Consider the following 15,972-nt stretch of genomic DNA (forward strand, 5'->3'; position numbering starts at 1 on the left):
TAGCCCCGGCATCCGCTCTCCGATCAGGCGAGCGCGTGCGAGACCAGACGCTCGAGAGTGCGGATGCCGTCGCGCGACAGGATCGATTCCAGGTGGCCCTGCACCGATGCGAAGCGCTCGCCGCGAAGCGCGTAGACGTCGCCTGATTCAGGGTCGGCCGACACTTCGACCGCTCCCGTCGACGTCGTGCCGGGCGTCACCCTGGCCGTGAAGGTGTTGTAAAAGCCGATCGAGGCGTCCTCGCCGAACACGGGGACCGACTTCTGCAGCCCCTGGTGCGGTGAGGCGAGGGGCGTCAGGGCGATGCCGAGACGATCGCTGAGGATCTGGTGGCTCAAGCACACCGCGAGCAGCGGCGACCCGGCGTCCACACGTCGGGACACCACCTCGCGCATCCTGGTGATGCGGTCGCTCCCGACGTCACGGGGATCGCCCGGGCCCGGGCCCGCGACCACCAGGTCGGCCGCGTCGAGCTCCGCATCATCGGCGTCGCTCCAGGCGCGGATCGTGACATCGAGCCCGAGGTGGCGCAACTGGTGGGCGAGCATGGTGGTGAAGCGGTCTTCCGCGTCGACGACGATCGCCGATCGGCCGGCGAAGGGCCCGGTCAGATCGTCGCCCTGCGGGTTCAGCCAGAAGTCCGCCAGGCGCGCATTGCGCGAAGAGAGCAGCTCCGCGACCGTGGGGTCGTCGGCGAGGGGCTGTCGCTCTCCCGGGGCGTCGGCATCATCGCGGGCCTCGGCGACGCTGTCGCGATCGATCGCGCCGATCGCTCCGAGCACGCCGGCGGCCTTGCCGTGGGTCTCCGACACCTCGCCGTGCGGGTCCGAGTGCCGCACGAGCGTCGCGCCCACCGGCACGCTGAGTGAGCCGTTCTGCAGATACACGGTGCGGATCAGGATCGGGGCGTCGAGGTCGTGTCCACCGGCGTCCTTCGGAGTGAACAGGGCCGCCACACCGGAGTAGTAGCCGCGTGGCTTCTTCTCATGACGGCGGATCACCGCGCACGCGTTCTGCATCGGCGAGCCGGTCACGGTCGGCGCGAACATCGTCTCGCGGAGGATGTCGCGCGGGTCCAGCGCGCTGCGACCACGGAGCATGTACTCGGTGTGGGTGAGGCGCGACATCTCCTTCAGATGCGGGCCTGTGATGCGTCCTCCGTCGGAGCAGACGGCGCTCATCATCTTGAGCTCTTCGTCGACCACCATGAAGAGCTCTTCCGTCTCCTTGGTGGAGGAGAGGAAGTCCACCAGGGTCTCCTTCGTGGCTCCACCCGCGGGGTGGCGGAACGTGCCGGAGATCGGGTTCATGGTGACGACGCCGCCGCGTGCGACGACGTGCGCCTCAGGGCTCGCGCCGACCGCGATGTGTCCGGGGGTCACCACCGCGAAGGTCCAGTAGGCACCCCGCTCGTGCGTGAGCAGCGCGCGGAACCAGGTCAGGGCTGCAGTACGGTCGTCGACGTCGATCTCGGCGGTGAAGTCGCGGCGGATCACGAAGTTCGCGCCCTCGCCGCGTCCGATCTCGTCGGCGATCACGGTCTCGACGATCGTGGCGTATTCCTCGTCCGGGATGTCGAAGCCGCCTTCACGCAGCGGCACGGCGTCCGAGGGAAGTGCCGAGAGCAGCTCGGGCGTGGCGATGTGCAGGTGCTCATCGACCACGATGCAGCGCAGGGGTGCACCGTCGTCCTGAGCGACGAAGCCGCGCTCACGCACCTGACGGTAGGGCACCATCGTGAAGATCTCGCGGGGGGCGCCGTCGATCGTGAGCGGGATGTCGGCGAGCAGATCGACGTCGACGACTTCGCCGGTGAGCAGCTCGACCGTGTCTGCGCCGTCGCGCGCGATCAGCACGAACGATGCCGTGGGATCTGCAATGAGCTCGGCAAGACGTGAGAGGGTCATCGGTGTCTCCTGTGCATGGCTCCGGCTCGGCTCAACGAAAAGACCGCCCCGGAGGCGGTCTGGATTCGTGGGAACGCGAACACACCGCCTAAGAGGCGGGCCACCAGGTGAAGTTCGCGAGCATGGCCTGAAAACTATCACACCGCGCACCGGCGCCCAGGTCGTATGACGCGCATGCGTGCCGTGCGGCATCCAGCCTGTGTGCATCCAAGCGGCGTAGGCTGGGGGTTGTGCCAGCAGTGAATCTTGGGATGCCGAAGATCCCCGAAGTCCTCGCCCCGCGCCGCAAGTCTCGCCAGATCAAGGTGGGCAAGGTGCTCGTCGGCGGCGACGCCCCCGTCACCGTCCAGTCCATGACGACGACGAAGACGACGGACATCAACGCGACTCTCCAGCAGATCGCGGAGCTGACCGCATCCGGATGCGAGATCGTCCGTGTGGCCGTCCCCCATCAGGACGACGCCGACGCGCTGAAGATCATCGCGATGAAGAGCCAGATCCCCGTGATCGCCGACATCCATTTCCAGCCGCGCTACATCTACACCGCGATCGACGCCGGGTGCGGCGCTGTGCGCGTGAACCCGGGCAACATCCGCGAGTTCGACGGAAACGTCGGCAAGATCGCCGAGGCCGCGAAGGCCGCAGGCGTCTCGCTGCGCATCGGCGTCAACGCCGGCTCGCTCGACCGCCGCATCCTGACCAAGTACGGCAAGGCGACCGCTGAGGCTCTCGTCGAGAGTGCTGTCTGGGAGGCCTCGCTGTTCGAGGAGCACGACTTCCACGACTTCAAGATCTCGGTCAAGCACAACGACCCGATCGTCATGGTGAAGGCCTACCGCCAGCTCGCCGAACGCGGCGACTGGCCGCTGCACCTCGGAGTGACCGAGGCCGGACCCGCGTTCCAGGGAACCATCAAGAGCGCCACGGCGTTCGGCATCCTGCTCGGTGAGGGCATCGGCGACACCATCCGCGTGTCTCTCTCCGCGCCTCCCGCCGAAGAGGTCAAGGTGGGGCACCAGATCCTGCAGTCGCTCAACCTGCGCGAGCGCAAGCTCGAGATCGTGTCGTGCCCGTCATGCGGACGCGCCCAGGTCGACGTCTACACGCTCGCCGAGAACGTGACCGAGGGTCTCAAGGACATGACCGTTCCGCTGCGCGTCGCCGTCATGGGCTGTGTCGTGAACGGTCCGGGCGAGGCGCGCGAAGCCGACCTCGGAGTCGCCTCGGGCAACGGCAAGGGACAGATCTTCGTCAAGGGCGAGGTCATCAAGACCGTGCCCGAAGCCGACATCGTCGCGACGCTGATCGAAGAGGCCAACCGCATCGCGGTCGAGATGGGGCCTGAGGCGCCGCTCGGCACCGCGCAGGTCGTCACGGCCTGACCGACCGCGTCAGTCAGCCTCAAGGAGTTCCATGTCCTCGTCCACTGTCGTGTCCTTCCCCGCCGGCGGCGTCTCAGGTTCGAGCACCGTCCGTCGGATCGAGTCCGGCGAGGCGGGCACCGTCGTCGTCGTGGACGCGACGCCGTTCCACCCGGTCGATCACACGTGGCCGGATCAGCCGGGCGACAGCGGTGAGATCGTGCTCGACGGGGCTGTCGTTCGCGTCTCAGAGGCTGTGATGGCGGCGATCTCCGATGAGGGCGAGTTCGCGCTCGGAGCCGACATTCCGGTCAAGCGTGGCGCTGAGGGGTGGACCTGGCTCGTCGGTCACCCGCTCGAGGGGGAGACGCCGTCCTCGCTGGTCGAGGGGGCGCGTGTGGAGCTGTCGGTCGACGCTCCTCGGCGGGCCGGCCTCAGCCGGGGGCACACCGCATGCCACCTCGCGTCGTTGGCCCTCGACATCGCCGTCGCCGACCTGTGGCGCAAGGACCCGGGAGCGGATGCTCTGGGCAACCCGAATTTCGAGGCCAGAGCGAATCAGTCCAGCCGCATCCATGAAGACGGCGCTGTCGACGAGTACCGTCTGGGCAAGAGCCTGCGCCGAGCAGGTTTCGACACCGAGACGTTCGCGGCGACGCTCGAGGATCGGGAGGCGGCGATCAACGCCCAGCTGGCCACGTGGGTCGCCTCCGGTGCGATGAGCCGCGTGGTGCCCGAGGGCCCGACCATCGTGGATCGCCGCAGCTGGCACTGCGAACTGCCGGATGGCCACGCCGAGATCCTCTGCGGCGGAACGCACGTGGAGTCGCTTTCCGAGTTCGTCTCGATCTCGGTTGCGCTCGATCTGACGGATCCCCAGCTGCTGGTGATGACCACGAAGGCCGTTCCCGCGGTCTGAGTCCGCTCAGCGAACGAATCCGGCCTGCACGCGGCCGCCGGCACGTTCGAGTTCAGCCGAGACGCGGGCTGCGAAGGTCTTGTAGTCGCTCGCGATCAGAGGGATGGTCAAGCGGTCGGCTCTTTCGATGCTCAGCTCTTGAAGGCGTCGGGGCAGCCATTTGCCCGCCCCTATCCACTGCCCCTCGGTGAGCAGCATGAGCTCTGCGATCCGCTCGAACAGGATGGATGCCTCCACGCGCTGTTCGACGGGGTCCGTGGCGTCCTCCAGATCGTCGAGCACATCCGTGATGACGTAGCGGCGGAAGGCGGACTCCTGCGCGCTGAGAGAGGGCCCGGCGTGGAGCACACTCCGCCAACGCTGTCGGAGTGGTCCCAGTCGGTCATCCTCTCGGATCGCGATGCCGTCGACGAGCATGTGCACCGTCACCGGACGGTGCTGCGCGATGCCTCGTGCCGCCCACTCGTCGAAACCCCGCGACGTGTAGGCGAAGACCTCGAAGATCTCTCCGTCGAAGTCGTGCGTCGAGGCTTCACTCGTCTGTCCGTCGACATCGAAGAGGTCATCTCCGAGGAGCAGCAGGTCGATGTCGCTCGTCGAGGTGCGGTCGCCGCGCGCTGTGCTCCCCGCCACGATGGCGACATCGGCCCGCGGGTAGTGGGCGGCGACGAATCGTTCAGCGACGGCGAAGTGGTCCACGTCGACAGCGTAACCGTCGGGCTGTGCGCCTCCGGGGATCAGCGCGTCGCTGCTCCGAGCCGCGCGCCGAGTCCGGCGGCGAGCACGTGTGCCTGGCTCAGTGGGAGCCATCGACACGTCCATGAGATGGGGGAGTCGCCGGTTGCCGGATCGGCTTCGCCGGCCTGCCACACGGCCGTGACATCGGGGTCGGGGATCTCCAACTGGAAGAAGTGGCGGAGTGCCATCTCTTCGCGGGCAGGGGAGAGATCGTACAGATCCGTGCCGAGGCGGCGGGTCACAGTTCCACGGAGACCTGTCTCCTCGAACAGCTCTCGCTCAGCCGCGCCGGCAGCACTTTCGCCCTGGCGCACGGTGCCTGCGGGCACCTGGACCCCGGTGGCGAGCATGTCGGTGTCGTCGTGAGTGAAGACCAGCAGTCGATTCTCGGCGATGACGTAACAGACGGCCTTCTCGACGATGCTGCTCCGTTCCGAATAGCGGGTCTCACAGAACCGGCTGGCATCGTCGATGATCGGATCAACCCACCGATCCCGCGGAAGCCGCGCGATCTCCGGGATCGTGAACCAGGCGATCTCGATGAGCTCGCCATCGGTGAAGAGGAACTCCGCGTCGATCGGGATCGAGCAGGAGTAGGCGATCGTGGTGTAGCTGACACGATCCCCGTTCGGGTAGCTCACCAGCAGGTCTTCGCCTCCATAGGCCCCCACGATCCCGTGCACGGTGGCTTCGACACCGATCTCCTCGCGCACCTCTCGGAGGACCGCATCCTCCGGTCTCTCGAGCGGCTCTATTCCCCCTCCGAGCAGGCCCCAGAGGGGTGAATGTGCTTGCCGGCACAGCAGAAAACGATCACCGCGCCGGATGATCGCCGTCACAGCGGGAAGTATGAGGAGGTCATGACCAACGCGCTCGCGAAGGTCGCTCAGATACGGCGATATCGGCATGACGGGAAGCCTAGGCCGTCAGGCGCTGAACTCGATCTCGCCTCGGGCGATGTCGGCGCGCACGACCCGGAGCCTCACGACAGCGCCGGGCACCGTGTCGGCGGGGATCGGGGCGGAAGCGGTGACGGCGGGCTCAGCGATCTGGACTGCCGCCCGCTCACCACGGATCTCGATCACGGTCGCATCGACGGCAGAGCCGACCAGGGGTGTCATCAGCGCGGCCTCGACGCAGTTGATCGTCGCGGAATCGAGCCGGGATGCGCGCTGACCGGACTCCTGCATCAGTGCGGGCAGATCCGGGAGGGACTCGCGTACCCAGCTCGGTACCTCACGACCTTCGGAGACTGCGAGGCAGATCGCGAGCGACCAGCGATCGATGAGACGGCGCAGCGGCGCCGTGGCATGCGCGTAGGGTGCGGCGATGGCCGCCTGCTCGACGTCGGGCGGCACCGACCCGTCGAAGGCCACGTAGCCGGCGCCGCGGAACAGCGATGCCGCAGCCTCGAGAATCGGGAGGGTCATCGGGTCCTCGCGATCCAGCTCGCGAAGGTAGTCGCCGTAGGTGCCCGTCGTCCACGGGCGTCCCAGGGCCTCGGTCTGGTGACGGAAAGCCTCGAAGGACTTCTCGTCGGGCTGCGGCATCGTCCGCAGGATGCCGATGCCGGCGCCGATCATCAGGGACGCGGCTGCCATGCCTGTCATGAGGGACAGTTGCGCGTTCCATTCCTCGACGGGAAGCGGATGCCGACGCTCGATCGCATATGTGCCGTCGGCGGCTCTGGTCACTTCCACGTCGGGGAGGTTCAGGCTTGCGCCGCCGCGGATTTTCTCCTGCTCGATCCGCAGCGCACCGATCTCCGGAAGCAACGCGGCCGGGCCGCCCTCGCCTCGGTCCAGTGCCGCCTGCGTGCTGGCGTACTCGAGCTGGGCGCGTGAGCGGATCAGAGCCCGCTCGAGCCGGAACTCTTCGACGACTCCCGCAGAATCGAGGGCGAAAGTCCAGACGAGTCCGGGGCGGTCCGCGTCGGCCAGCAGCGACGCGCGATCCTCGCTGAGCACCTTCGGATGCAGGGGGATCCTGCCATCTGCCGCATACAGCGTCTGACCTCGACGGCGGGCTTCGGCGTCCACCGCCCCACCGGGGGCGACGAAGCCGGGCACATCGGCGATCGCGTAGCGAACGGTGTACCCGGAATCCCGCCGCTCGAGGTGGAAGGCCTGGTCGAGGTCGCGGGAGCCCTGCGGATCGAGCGTGGCGAAGGGGATGTCGCGCAGGTCGAGTTCGGGAACCGCAGCCTCCGACGCCTCTGCTTCGGCGACGACCGAGGTGGGGAAGTCCGTGGGCGCGTCGAGGGATTCTCTCAGCGCGGCAAGCGCCGCGGCGAGTTCGGTCTGCGCGGCGGACGGGGCAACGTGCGATCGGCGCTGAGGCATGACTCCACACTATGACGACGCGGCCAGAGGACTGCGCGATTCCAGGCATGGTCGCCCGTCGCCCATCGCCGCACGGTCAGAACGGCGGTGGCGCGTCGTCTTCGGTGACGGTGGTGGTGTTCTGTGCGGGTGGTTTGTCGATGTAGATCTGGCCGGTGGGGCTGGTCCAGGCGAAGGCGCCGTCGTTGCGGTGTTCGACGTGCCAGGGCGTGCGGTGCTTGAGGGTGTGGTGTCGGCGGCACAGGACGCCGAGGTTGTCGGCCGTGGTCGCGCCGCCGAGGGCGTGGTCGCGAGTGTGGTCGAGATCGCCGTCTCGGGCGGAGTACCCGCAGGTCGGGAACCGGCATCGTTGATCTCGGGCTCTCAAGTGCCGTTTCAGGGCAACGGAGGGCCGGTAGTGGTCGACGGCGAGCAGAGCGCCGGTGATCGGATGAGTGAGGATCCGATCCCACCCGGACGCCATACCCGCGAGCAGCCGTGCGGTGCGGATATCGATCGGGATGCAGCCGTCCAGCTCGGCCGGGACGCTGCTCGCGCCGATCAGCGACAGCACGGGGACGGTGACAGTCACGGTCGGGGTGATCGCGGCGAGCATGCCGTCGACGGTGTCGTGTCCTGCGGGCGCGCCGGTGAGGAGCAGGTCGAGAGCGACATCGCAGCGGGCCTGCCCGAGCGTCCGCGAGTCATGGGCCGACGGAGTGCGGGAGTCGCTCGACGATTCCGCGAACGCGGCTTTCACGATCGCGGTGACTCGGTTCAATGCGCCGTGCACGAGGGCGGCCGGGCCGAAGATGCTCAGTTCCGCCATGCCGTCTGCGCGGTTCTTCACCCACACGCCGCGCTCGCGGCGAGCGTCCTTGTGGCGTTCGTCGATGCTGCGCGGTTGGAAGCGGTCGGCGACGCGCCGTGCCATCCGCCCCACTCGGTTCGGGGACTCCGTCTGAGCGAAGTCGACCATCTGCCCTGCGTACGCACTCCGTGCGCCAGGATCTTCAAGGTGCATCCCGGCGTCGACGATGACCCGAGCATGCGCGGCGCTGATCAGCCCGGCACCCTGCGCCTGCCACACCCGGGGGAACCGGGACACCACGAGTTCCGCGTCGAGCATCCGCCGCTGCACCGTCCGGTCGCTGACGCGCAGCGCCGCCCCGAACTCCGCCGCCACCGCCCGCACCGCCAGATCGACACCATCAGCACTCGGTTCGGCGGCTTGCTCTGCTGCTTCGACAGCGATCCGCGAACCGAGCGCGAGGAGGCCATCACGCGCGGCCAGCAACGACCCGATCGTCCGATCGACCTCGACGAGCATCTCTGCGACCGCGCCCAGCGCGCCCATTTGCTCCACTGTTGCGTCGATCAGTGCCGTCATACCCACATCACATCACCCACCACTGACATCCCCACCCCAGATCAGAGGCCAAAACCCAGACACGGAAACAGAACAACAGCATCCCGGAATGGACGAGAGCGCAGCCCCGTGAAGGCCGCTCGCCAGGGCCGCCCAGGCGCGCCCGAAGACGACGCTCCCGACGATCAGCGATGCACCGCGGTGCCTCGGGAACCTGTGATTCGCGTGTCCGTCCGACCCAGACCGGAATACTGGGCGTTAGCGTGGGGGCATGACCACTGCTGCGAAGGCCAAGGCCCTGATCGGACTCTACGAAGCCCCGGAGATCCTCCGCGTCGTGAATGTGTGGGACGTCGTGTCCGCCCGCGCCGTCGCGAAGCTGCCTGAGACGAAGGCGATCGCGACTGCCGGGCACGGCATCGCCGCCTCCTTCGGATTCGAGGACGGCACGATTCCGCGGGACATCATGATCGACATGATCGGTCGCATCGCTGCATCCGTCTCGGTCCCGGTGACCGCCGACCTCGACGACGGTTACGGCGACGCGGGGGAGACCACCCGCCTGGCGATCGGCGCCGGTGTCGTCGGCGCCAACGTCGAAGACCGCCTCAAGCCGTTCGACGAATCCGTCGCCGCGGTCGAGGCGATCGTCAAGGCGGCCGAAGCCGAGGGTGTTCCGTTCGCCCTCAATGCGCGCACCGATGCGTTCGTCCGTGCAGGCCACCGCCCCGTCGCCGAGAGTGTCGCCGACGCGATCCAGCGTGGGCGCGCCTTCCTCGATGCCGGTGCCACCGCGGTCTTCGTGCCGGGAATGCTCGACGCCAACATCACTCGACAGCTCGTCGACGGCCTCGGTGCGGGCAAGCTCAGCGTGATCGGTCTGCCCGGCACCCTCGCCGCGTCGGAGTACGAGAAGCTCGGTGTCACCCGCATCTCGTACGGTCCTCTTCCGCAGCGGGTGGCGCTCACGGCCGTCCAGGAGCTCGCCGCGAGCCTGTACGCCGGCGGCGTGATCCCCAACGGCCTCCCCGCGCTCAACTGACCCATCGCGAAACGAGTGACCACCGGTCAGTAGACTTGCCCGGTGGTCACTCGTCTATCGAATTTCTTCCTCCGTACGCTCCGTGAAGACCCTGCAGGCGCAGAGGTCGCGAGCCACAGGCTGCTGATCCGCGCCGGATACATCCGACCGCAGGCTGCCGGAATCTTCGCGTGGCTCCCGCTCGGACTGCGCGTGAAGGCCAAGATCGAGACCGTCGTCCGCGAGGAGATGGCCGCCGCAGGTGCGCAGGAAGTGCACTTCCCGGCTCTGATGCCTCGCGAGTCGTACGAGGCGACCGGGCGTTGGGAGGAATACGGCGACCTGCTGTTCCGCCTCCAGGACCGCAAGGGCGGGGACTACCTGCTTGCACCGACCCATGAAGAGGCGTTCACGCTCCTCGTCAAGGATCTCTACTCGTCGTACAAGGATCTGCCTCTCACGATCTACCAGATCCAGGACAAGTATCGCGATGAGGCACGCCCGCGTGCAGGCCTGCTCCGCGGTCGTGAGTTCACGATGAAGGATGCCTACTCGTTCGATTCCTCGGATGCCGGACTCGATGTGAGCTACCAGGCTCAGCGCGATGCGTACGAGCGGATCTTCCAGCGCCTCGGTCTCGAGTACGTGATCGTCCAGGCGGATGCCGGGGCGATGGGCGGTTCGCGAAGCGAGGAGTTCCTTCACCCGACCCCCGTGGGTGAGGACACGTTCGTGCGGAGCGCCGGCGGCTACGCCGCCAACGTCGAGGCGTTCGCGACGGCAGTGCCCGACGCGATCGCCTTCGATGCCGACGCATCCCCTGTCATCTTCGACTCACCGAACACGCCGACGATCGAGACGCTCGTCGCCCACGCGAACGAGCACCTCGAGGGCGACTACTCCGCTGCCGACACCCTCAAGAATGTCGTGTTGGCACTGACTCACCTCGACGGAACGCGCGAGCTGGTCGTCGTGGGCATCCCGGGTGACCGCGAGGTCGACGAGAAGCGCGCGGAGGTCGCCTTCGCGCCCGCCGAGGTCGAGACCGCCACGGCCGACGACTTCGAGAACAACCCGCTGCTCGTGAAGGGCTACATCGGGCCCTGGTCGCCCACCGGCGCTGTGCTCGGCGAAGAGTCGGCGACCGGCATCCGCTACCTGGTCGATCCCCGCGTGAGCGAGGGCACGAGCTGGATCACCGGCGCGAATGTCGACCAGAAGCACGCGCATTCGGTCGTCGCCGGTCGGGACTTCTTCTCGGATGGGATCATCGAGATCGCGAACGTCAGGGCGGGCGACCCCGCTCCCGACGGTTCCGGCCCGGTCGAGCTCGCTCGCGGGATGGAGATCGGCCACGTGTTCCAGCTCGGCCGCAAGTACGCCGAGGCACTCGGCCTCAAGGTGCTGAACGAGAACGGCAAGCTCGTCACGGTCACGATGGGCTCGTACGGGATCGGCGTGACGCGCATCCTCGCGATCATCGCCGAGCTGAACAACGACGACAAGGGACTCATCTGGCCCGCATCCGTCGCGCCCTTCGATGTGCAGGTCTTAGCGGCCGGCCGCGATCAGGTGGCGTTCGATGTGGCGACCGAGCTCTCGACGCAACTCGAGTCTGCGGGCCTCGACGTGCTCTACGACGACCGTCCGAAGGTCTCGCCCGGCGTGAAGTTCGGAGACGCAGAGCTGGTCGGCGTGCCGAAGATCGTCATCGTCGGCCGTGGTGCTGCTGAGGGCCAGGTCGAGTTGTGGGACCGCAGCACGGGTGACCGTGAGGCGGTATCGGTCGCCGAGGCCGTGCAGCAGCTGTCCCGGCGCTGACCGTACAGACCGAAGAATGCCGCGCATCTCGTCCGAGGTGCGCGGCATCCGTCTGTACGGAGTGAGCCGTCCGTCAGCGGACGATGCGGCCGTGGTTCATGATGTCGTCATCGGGCGTGTCCTTGGTGACCAGTGCCTTGAGCGCACCCGCCGCCATCGCGATCTTGCCCTTGGCGGGCTCCCAGAACTCGGTCACCGTCGGCGACACCTTCAGAAGAGCGATGCCGGGGGTGTCGAGGCCGTTCTCGAACCAGATGTCAAGCGAGGGGGAGTAGAGCTCCTCCATCTTCGCGCGGTCGTGCACGACGGACGCGTTGCCGGCGACCGAGACATATCGCATGCCCTTGGCGTCGCAGTATGAGAGGCCGACCTGGTGGTGAGCTCTCGCCTCTTCGACCTTCTCGGTGTCTTCTGCGGTGAAGAACCAGATGTCACCGGCATCGTCCATCTGCCGGGTTGACATCGGCCTGCTCACCAGGTTGCCGTCTTCGTCGGTCGTCGTCAGCATCGTGAAGTCGATGTCCTCGACGAGCTCGGTCACGCGCGCGAGTGCTTCCGGTCCAGTGATCTCTGTCATGACGCCACTGTGGCGCAGGAGGTCCGACTTCGCACGGGCGTTGACACCGGAACGCCCGCGTGGTCAGCGCATCGGGCGGCGTTGCGACGACCCACCCGACATGCCGTCGTGACAGGCTGAGGGCATGACCGACGAACCGCTGCCGGAATCGCTGAGCGCCGAGATCAACAACGTCCTCGACGAGGCCGGGGTGAAGACCGACCGCAGGCTGGTCATGCGTATGATGCGCACGGCGGTCCTGCTGGGCGAGGACGGCACCACCCGCCTCGACCTCAAGATCGCCTCAGCCGCTCTCGCTGAGATGCGAGATGCCTTCCGACTGTTCGCTCCGTTCGAGGGCGTGCCCAAAGTCACGGTCTTCGGTTCGGCTCGGACCCGCCATGATGATCCCCTCTACGTCCAGGCCCGTGACGTCGCCGCCGCGCTCGCCGCGGATGGGTGGATGGTCGTCACCGGTGCGGGGCCGGGGATCATGCAGGCTGCCGCGGAGGGAGCCGGACCGGCGCTCTCGCTCGGAGTGTCGATCCGTCTCCCGTTCGAGGAGAAGGCCAACAGCCTGATCGCGGCGAGCGAGCACGTCGTGGCGATGAAGTACTTCTTCACCCGCAAGCTGATGCTCATCAAGGAGTCCAGCGGCTTCATCTGCCTGCCCGGCGGGTTCGGCACGCTCGACGAGATGTTCGAGCTGCTCACGTTGCAGCAGACCGGCAAGGCCGAGCCGACGCCGATCGTCCTGCTCGACGAGCCGGGCGGCACTTTCTGGAACGGTCTCAAGCGGTTCATCGACGAGGATCTGGAGCCCACGGGTGTGATCTCCGATGGCGACTTCGACCGCGTGGTCATCACCGACTCCGTCGAGTCGGCCGCAGCAGTGATCGCGGGGTTCTGGCGCAACTACGACTCGCTGCGCTGGGTCGGCGATTCGCTCGTGCTCAGACTGCGGGTCGCCCCGACCGATGCAGAGCTCGAGGAACTGAACGACCGCTTCGCCGGGATGCTGTCGAGCGGGCGAATCGAGCGGACTGCTCCGCGGTCACCCGAGGTCGCCGACGATGATCTGCTGCATCTTCCGCGTCTCGCCCTGCACCTCGACCAGCGTCAGGTCGGCAGTCTGTTCCGCCTCATCGGCGCGATCAACTCGTTGGAGTCCGCTCCCGCGCTGTGATTCCGCGCGCGAATGCGGCGAGATCGATCGAATGCCCGAGGATCCGCTCCGCCGCGCGGTGGCCTGAGTAGAAGGCCGCCCCCACGGTCGCCGGCTCGTCGCCCCAGGTCGCCTCGCCGGCGAAGTGCAGCACTCCGTCGACGGGCCCCGCGAGGTCGTCATGGTCGTGGTGAGACGACCCGAGTGCGAGATGCGAGTACGAACCGTTCGAGAACGCGTCGTGCCCCCAGCGGGTGACCCAGTGCGCGGTGGGCTCGCCGACGGCTTCAGGGTAGAGGGCGCGAAGAGCACCCACGGCATCCGCGACGATTTCGTCATCGGAGAGCTCCTGCATTCTGCGACCGAACGGACCTGCAGCGAATGTCAGCAATGTGGGAAGCCCGCTCACGGCTGACACGTCGTACCAGGAGTGCCAGTGCTCACCGGCCTCGCCGAGCGCCCGCAGGACATAGCTGTCCTCGTTCCAGAAACGTTCCGGGAACTGGATGAAGACCTTGTTGAACACCCCCATGCCCAGCCGCTCGATAGGCTCCGCGACCGTGTCGGGCAGAGGAGGAGCGAAGTCGATCGACCCCGACTTGAGCACTCCGAGCGGCACGGTGACCACAGCGCTCCGTGCGGAGAACTCCCCGTTCTCGGTCGACACCGTGACTCCGGCATCCGTGCGGGCGATGCGGGTGACCACGTGGCCCAGGCGGATGTCGAGTTCGGCGGCGATGCGCCGCGGGAGCTCGTCGTAACCCCGAGGGAAGATGACCTCGTCACCGTCGATGGCGTCCTCGTCGAGCCCGTGCGCGTCGAGGTCTCCGATCCATGCTCCGCACTGCTCTTCGACGCGGTGGCGGAAGAACTCCCGGATCTCGTCGATGCGCTCAGGATCGAAGCCGGTGCGGTCGAGCGCGCGTTCGGTGACATCGAGGTAGGTGTCACCGGGGGAGGACCGTTCGATCTCGTCGACCAGCAGACGATCCGCCTCCTCGACATCGGAGACCCACTGGGATGTGAGCGCAGCATCCATCGGCCTGCCGTCGCCGTCGAAGTTCTCGATCGGCCGCCCTCCGGCCTGGAAGCTGCCGACGGTGTATTCGAGCGTCGGGATTCCGAGCGCCTGCACGAGGTCCCACAGTGCGGAGCGCTCAATGCCGTGGACCCACGACGCGCCGAGATCGACGGGAAAGCCTGCGGTGCGATCGGTGTGCATGCGGCCGCCGACGCGATCCCTCGCCTCGAGGACGATGACGTCGGCTCCGGCGTCCGCGAGCATGCGGGCCGCCGTCACCCCGGACATCCCCGCCCCGATCACGATGGTGTCGTACGTCGTCACTGAGTCCTCCTGCACGCTCGGCACCGCATCGGTGCGGCCGTCGTCGTGGCGACGGCGGTGGGCACAGGGTATCGTGGTACGGATGTCGCGCGTGCACACCCGCGTGACGAGAGCTGAATAGGGAGTCGTCATGGATATCGAACTGAGTCTGCTGCGTGGGATCGAGAAGGAGAAGGCGATCCCCTTCGATGAGCTGGTCTCGATCATCGAACAGGCCATCCTGACCGCCTACTCCAAGCATGTCTCCGCAGACGGAGCGACTCCCGAGGGTGTCCGCGTCGATCTCGATCGTCGGACCGGGCACGTCGCCGTGCTGCAGGTCGTCAAGGACGAAGAGGGCGCGATCATCGGGGAAGAGGATGCCACGCCGGATGACTTCGGCCGGATCGCCGCTTTCGCCGCGAAGCAGGTCATCAGCCAGCGTCTGCGCGACATCGCGGACGACGTGGTGCTCGGTGATTTCAAGGACAAAGAAGGCGACATCGTCGCCGGCGTGATCCAGCAGGGACCGAATCCTCGCATGATCCACGTCGATCTCGGAGCGGTCGAGGCCATCCTTCCTCCTGAGGAGCAGGTGCCGGGCGAGGAGTACACCCACGGCTCGCGCCTCCGCGTGTACGTGACCAGCGTCGCGAAGGGCCTCAAAGGGCCGCAGATCACCGTGTCGCGCACGCACCCCGGTCTCGTCCGCAAGCTGTTCGCGCTCGAGGTGCCCGAGATCGCCGCAGGGCTCGTCGAGATCGTCTCGCTGGCCCGCGAGGCGGGTCACCGCACGAAGATCGCCGTCCGTGCGAACGACCCGGCGATCAACGCCAAGGGTGCGTGCATCGGTGAGATGGGGCGCCGTGTGCGCGCCGTCACCGAGGAGCTCTCCGGCGAGAAGATCGACATCGTCGATCACGATCCGGAGCTCGCCGCCTTCGTCGCGAACGCCCTCTCGCCCGCCAAGGTGACCAGCGCGTTCATCCTCGATGCGAACACCAGAGCGGTGCGAGCGCTGGTGCCCGACTATCAGCTGTCTCTCGCGATCGGCAAGGAGGGGCAGAACGCTCGTCTGGCTGCGAAACTCACCGGCGCGAAGATCGACATCCAGCCCGACAGCGTCCTCGACTGATCGCTCGTCACGTCCGACTCGCGCCCGTCGCGCGAGTCGGACGGGAACACAGGTGTAAGATGGAACCCGTTCGAACGTGCGTCGGCTGTCGCACGCGCGCTCCCCGCACCGCTCTTCTCAGAGTGGTGGCTCAGAACGACACCCTCATCATCGATGAGCGAAGCGTTCTGCCGGGGCGAGGCGCGTGGGTGCATCCGACACCGGAATGCATGGATGCCGCTCTGCGGCGCCGCGCTTTCGGCCGAGCACTTCGCGCATCCGGCAATCTGGATACGCGAATCATCGAACAATACCCACCAAGAAACAAAGGCTGAACGGCTATGGAAACAAAGTGA

At 67.2% G+C, this 15,972-nt stretch carries 14 protein-coding genes; 7 read left to right on the forward strand and 7 right to left on the reverse strand.

Annotated elements, in window-relative coordinates; all coding sequences use genetic code 11:
- Nucleotides 1-23: 23 nt before the first annotated feature.
- Nucleotides 24-1,907, reverse strand: a complete 1,884-nt coding sequence (locus FIV50_RS06960) for a chorismate-binding protein (RefSeq protein WP_140036802.1) — start codon at nucleotides 1,905-1,907, stop codon at nucleotides 24-26.
- A gap of 251 nt (nucleotides 1,908-2,158) precedes the next feature.
- Between FIV50_RS06960 and ispG the strand changes: the two genes are divergently transcribed.
- On the forward strand, nucleotides 2,159-3,289 hold the full coding sequence (gene ispG / locus FIV50_RS06965; protein WP_140036803.1) for a flavodoxin-dependent (E)-4-hydroxy-3-methylbut-2-enyl-diphosphate synthase: 1,131 nt from the start codon (nucleotides 2,159-2,161) through the stop codon (nucleotides 3,287-3,289).
- A 31-nt stretch (nucleotides 3,290-3,320) separates the two neighbouring features.
- On the forward strand, nucleotides 3,321-4,187 hold the full coding sequence (locus FIV50_RS06970; RefSeq protein WP_140036804.1) for a hypothetical protein: 867 nt from the start codon (nucleotides 3,321-3,323) through the stop codon (nucleotides 4,185-4,187).
- Between the two features lie 6 nt (nucleotides 4,188-4,193).
- On the opposite strand, the gene FIV50_RS06975 is transcribed toward FIV50_RS06970, so the two are convergent.
- The 4 genes from FIV50_RS06975 to FIV50_RS06995 form a co-directional block, all read right to left on the reverse strand.
- Complete coding sequence (locus FIV50_RS06975) at nucleotides 4,194-4,886, reverse strand: nucleotidyltransferase domain-containing protein (protein ID WP_181164355.1); 693 nt, start codon at nucleotides 4,884-4,886, stop codon at nucleotides 4,194-4,196.
- A 38-nt stretch (nucleotides 4,887-4,924) separates the two neighbouring features.
- Nucleotides 4,925-5,833, reverse strand: a complete 909-nt coding sequence (locus FIV50_RS17775) for an NUDIX domain-containing protein (RefSeq protein WP_219846270.1) — start codon at nucleotides 5,831-5,833, stop codon at nucleotides 4,925-4,927.
- Nucleotides 5,834-5,851: 18 nt separating this feature from the next.
- Entirely contained in the window at nucleotides 5,852-7,267 is a 1,416-nt protein-coding gene (locus FIV50_RS06990) for an RNB domain-containing ribonuclease (protein ID WP_140036806.1), read from the reverse strand.
- Between the two features lie 76 nt (nucleotides 7,268-7,343).
- Entirely contained in the window at nucleotides 7,344-8,603 is a 1,260-nt protein-coding gene (locus FIV50_RS06995) for an HNH endonuclease signature motif containing protein (RefSeq protein WP_258184465.1), read from the reverse strand.
- A 283-nt stretch (nucleotides 8,604-8,886) separates the two neighbouring features.
- Between FIV50_RS06995 and FIV50_RS07000 the strand changes: the two genes are divergently transcribed.
- On the forward strand, nucleotides 8,887-9,657 hold the full coding sequence (locus FIV50_RS07000; protein WP_140036808.1) for an isocitrate lyase/PEP mutase family protein: 771 nt from the start codon (nucleotides 8,887-8,889) through the stop codon (nucleotides 9,655-9,657).
- 42 nt (nucleotides 9,658-9,699) lie between these two features.
- Nucleotides 9,700-11,457: a proline--tRNA ligase gene (locus FIV50_RS07005; protein WP_140036809.1), complete on the forward strand. Its 1,758-nt coding sequence runs from the start codon at nucleotides 9,700-9,702 to the stop codon at nucleotides 11,455-11,457.
- A 73-nt stretch (nucleotides 11,458-11,530) separates the two neighbouring features.
- Here FIV50_RS07005 and FIV50_RS07010 read toward each other — a convergent pair whose 3' ends face one another.
- Complete coding sequence (locus tag FIV50_RS07010) at nucleotides 11,531-12,034, reverse strand: pyridoxamine 5'-phosphate oxidase family protein (RefSeq protein WP_140036810.1); 504 nt, start codon at nucleotides 12,032-12,034, stop codon at nucleotides 11,531-11,533.
- 124 nt (nucleotides 12,035-12,158) lie between these two features.
- Here FIV50_RS07010 and FIV50_RS07015 point away from each other — a divergent pair, with 124 nt between their 5' ends.
- Nucleotides 12,159-13,199 carry a TIGR00730 family Rossman fold protein gene (locus FIV50_RS07015; protein ID WP_140036811.1) on the forward strand — a complete coding sequence of 347 codons (1,041 nt, stop codon included), beginning with the start codon at nucleotides 12,159-12,161 and terminating at the stop codon, nucleotides 13,197-13,199.
- Here FIV50_RS07015 and FIV50_RS07020 read toward each other — a convergent pair.
- The gene (locus FIV50_RS07020; protein ID WP_308810391.1) at nucleotides 13,168-14,655 is read right to left on the reverse strand and encodes a flavin monoamine oxidase family protein; all 1,488 of its coding nucleotides are present in this window, start codon (nucleotides 14,653-14,655) and stop codon (nucleotides 13,168-13,170) included. The two genes, FIV50_RS07015 and FIV50_RS07020, sit on opposite strands and share 32 nt — an antisense overlap.
- Between FIV50_RS07020 and nusA the strand changes: the two genes are divergently transcribed.
- Together nusA and FIV50_RS07030 are read left to right on the forward strand one after the other, a co-directional pair.
- Nucleotides 14,654-15,637: a transcription termination factor NusA gene (gene nusA, locus FIV50_RS07025; RefSeq protein WP_140036812.1), complete on the forward strand. Its 984-nt coding sequence runs from the start codon at nucleotides 14,654-14,656 to the stop codon at nucleotides 15,635-15,637. The two genes, FIV50_RS07020 and nusA, sit on opposite strands and share 2 nt — an antisense overlap.
- Nucleotides 15,638-15,696: 59 nt before the next feature.
- Entirely contained in the window at nucleotides 15,697-15,951 is a 255-nt protein-coding gene (locus tag FIV50_RS07030; RefSeq protein ID WP_140036813.1) for a YlxR family protein, read from the forward strand.
- Nucleotides 15,952-15,972 lie beyond the last annotated feature (21 nt).

Origin of the sequence: Microbacterium foliorum, assembly GCF_006385575.1 — a bacterium.
Classification (GTDB): Bacteria; Actinomycetota; Actinomycetes; order Actinomycetales; family Microbacteriaceae; genus Microbacterium; species Microbacterium foliorum_B.